2 protein-coding genes and 1 pseudogene are annotated in these 3,191 nt (G+C 73.9%); 1 reads left to right on the top strand and 2 read right to left on the bottom strand.

The annotated features are described in order from the left end of the window. A pseudogene (locus tag ABD308_RS33330) lies at nt 1-1,642 on the bottom strand (hypothetical protein); the annotation flags it as partial. Between the two features lie 99 nt (nt 1,643-1,741). Beyond that, nucleotides 1,742-1,999, bottom strand: coding sequence for an SCO4848 family membrane protein (locus ABD308_RS33325; protein ID WP_344343379.1), 258 nt, complete (start codon nt 1,997-1,999; stop codon nt 1,742-1,744). A 147-nt stretch (nt 2,000-2,146) separates the two neighbouring features. Here ABD308_RS33325 and ABD308_RS33320 point away from each other — a divergent pair. After that, nucleotides 2,147-3,191 (top strand): D-alanyl-D-alanine carboxypeptidase family protein (locus ABD308_RS33320; RefSeq protein ID WP_344343377.1); only part of this gene is annotated, 1,045 nt, incomplete at its 3' end.

Below are 3,191 nucleotides of genomic sequence, written 5' to 3'. Positions count from 1 at the left end.
GGACGCCGAGGTCCTTGGGGTTGGTGAGGCCCTGGTAGGTCAGCAGGTGCCGGTCGGCGGTGACGGCCCACAGGTCGGGCACCGTGTCGCCGTTGCCGTCACCCGAGCTGCCGAGCACCGGGTAGGCGTCCACGGTGAAGCCGGTGGCGACCACGCCGGCCGCCGGGGCGGCGAGGGCGGTGAAGTCGAAGGTGCCGTCGGCCAGCTTGGGGATCGCGTAGGCGTGCAGCGCGCCGGTGGCCCGCTCGCGCGCCCAGAGGGCGAGGTTGCCCGCGCCGTCGCGGCCGGGGGCGACCAGGTCGTAGCCGGTCCAGGAGCCGCCGGTGGTGAGCTTGCGGGCGGTGGTGAGCGAGGAGTTGAAGCCGGGGTTGGGGAACAGCCAGAGGTCGCCGTTCTCGACCGTCAGCAGCGAGGGGCTGAGCTGGGTGTTGAGCGAGCCGAGCGCCACCAGTTGGTCGGCCCTGCTCCAGTCGCGCGCGTAGTCGGCCGGGCAGGTCATCGTGATGCCGGCGGCGTCCTTGCAGGAGACGGGTCGGCGGACCGTACCCGGGTACTGCGTGAAGGCGCCGGAGTCGGTGTTGTTGTAGAAGTACAGCGCGGACGATCCGGGCTCGTGCATCAGCACGTCGTCCATCGGGGCGTGGCCGCGCCAGCCGCGGTGGGCCAGCTGGAAGCCCGTCCAGGAGGTCTGGTCCGGCGCGGCGGTCGTGGGGACCACGGACGTCGGCGTGGCGGCGGCGGCCGCCGCGCTGATGATCTGGAGGTTCCCGGCGGCGTCCGGGAGCAGGATGTCCGGCACCCCGTCGGCGTCGACGTCCCCGAGCGCCTGCGGCGGGTTGGGGTTGGAGGGGGCGTAGAAGGTGTAGGTCGCGCTCTGGCTCACGTTGTCCGCGTTGTCGACGGCCTCGACGGTGAGGACGTTGGTACCCCACTGCGGCACCCGCAGGGTGAGGGTGCCGGTGCCGTCCGGGCCGGGCACGACGGCGCCGGTGCAGCCGCCGCCGGCCCCGATGGTGCTGTTGAGCGCGTAGCGGTAGCAGGCGATGCCCGAGGCCTCGCCGCCCGCCGGGACGGGGTCGGCGCCGGTGAGCAGGAAGGTGCCGGTCTCGCCCGCGTACTTGAGCGGGGTCTGGCCGGAGCCGGAGGCCGGGAAGTCGGTGGAGGAGACGGCGGCCTGGGGGCCGGCCAGGTCCAGCTTGAAGTGGCAGTCCGGGGAGGCCTCGGAGGTCTCGGCGCCTTGGAGGGCGCGGGCGTTCCAGGCGTAGGAGTGGCCGTCGGCGAGGCCGGGGACGGCGGTGGTCGCGGTGCCGCCGTAGGCCTGGGCGGTGCCGTCGAAGGCGGCGGCGGAGGTGGTCAGGTCACGGACCGAGAACGCGGCGGAGAGGCTGCCGGCGGCGTCCGAGGCGACGCCCGCCCGCAGCGTCGGTCCGCCGGAGGTCAGACCGATCCAGCCGGGCGCGGTGGTCGCGTCGCAGGCGTCGGTGGCGGTGCCCGCGGAGAGGTTCCGGGGCTGCGGTGAGGCGGTGGTGCCGGTGACCCTCGGGCCGGTGGTGTCGGCGAGGGCGGCGGGCGCGGCGAACAGCCCGGCCGTCAGGGCGACGGCGACGGCGCCACCGAGCGGGCGGAAACGGGCAGGCTTCATGGGACCCCCTTGCTTGAGGATCGAACGAGAGTTCGATCGTGGTCGAGCGAAGAGGATCCTGCCAGGGCGTCACATGCCCCGCAACCAGGTAATTTCGCGTCAGCCGGCGGCGGGTTCGCGGCGTCCGGCGCGCAGGCCGCGCAGGCCGATGACGCCGATCGCGACGCCGAGGACGAACGAGGTCACGGCGAGGAGCAGGTGGACCCAGAAGAAGGCGGTGGGCTGGGAGTGGTCGCCGCCGGTGAAGGCCTGGCCGCCGGAGTCCTTCCAGAGGTTCTTGACGAAGGTGGTCCAGATGATCATGGACCAGACGCCGAAGGCGGTCAGGAACCAGGAGGTGCGGCGGCTGAGCTTCATGGGGAGGTCCTCGGTGCGGCGGGGAGGTGAAGACGGTGTGCCCTCCCAGTATGCGCGGGCGTCCGTTCGGCGTACGGCGGGGCCCTCCTCGCGGTCCGGCGGGGCAAGCGGCGGACGGCGGGGGCCCGGACTGGGTACCGTCTGGTGGTGCCCATTCGCTCGAAGCCCGCACGTCTGCTCGCCGCGACCGCCGCGGCGCTCCCTCTTCTGATCGCCGCCCCCGCGGCCGTCGCGGCCCCGGCCGGGCCGCCGCCACCGCCGGCCGTGGTCGGCGGGGAGCGGCTGGGGCTCCCGGGGGTCCAGGTGAGCCCGCTGGCGGGCGCCCCGGCACTGCCGGGCGACCTCACCGGGCAGTCCTGGATCGTGGCCGACGCGGCGTCAGGCGAGGTGCTGGCGGCCAGCAATCCGCATCTGGCCCTCGCCCCGGCCTCCACCCTGAAGATCCTCTTCGCGGACACCGTGCTGCCCAAGTTCGACCGCGAGACGGTGCACAAGGTGGCGCCCGAGGAGATCCAGGGGATCGGCGCGGGCAGCAGCCTGGTCGGCATCAAGGAGGACCTGGACTACAAGGTCGAGGACCTCTGGCGCGGGGTCTTCCTGAGCTCGGGGAACGACGCGGTGCACGTCCTCTCGCACATGAACGGCGGCGTGCAGCGGACCGTCGCCGAGATGCAGGCGCGGGCCGAGGCGCTCCAGGCCCGGGACACCAGGGTGGTCTCGCCGGACGGCTACGACTCGGACGGCCAGGTCTCCTCGGCGTACGACCTCGCGCTGTTCGCCCGGGCGGGGCTGCGCAACCCGGACTTCCGGATGTACTGCGCGACCCGTGACGCGATGTTCCCCGGCGCGGTGGACAGGAACACCGGGCAGCGCGGCGCCTTCGGGATCGCCAACACCAACCGGCTGCTCGGCAAGTACCCCGGGCTGATCGGGGTGAAGAACGGTTTCACCACCAACGCCGGCTCCACCTTCGTCGGCGCCGCCGAACGCGGCGGGCGCACCCTGCTGGTGACGGTGATGCACCCGTCCACGTACCAGAAGGTGTACGACGAGACGGCCGCGCTGCTGGACTGGGGGTTCGCGGCGGCCGGCAAGGTCACCCCGGTCGGGCGGCTGGTCGAGGAGGGCGAGACCGCCGCTCCGGTGCCGACCGGCCAGGCCGGCGGCACGGCCGGGGCGCCGGCCCCGCCGC

The sequence above is a fragment of the Kitasatospora putterlickiae genome, assembly GCF_039527695.1.
GTDB classification, from domain to species: domain Bacteria; phylum Actinomycetota; class Actinomycetes; order Streptomycetales; family Streptomycetaceae; genus Kitasatospora; species Kitasatospora putterlickiae.
This window is presented reverse-complemented; position numbering and strand designations above follow the sequence as displayed.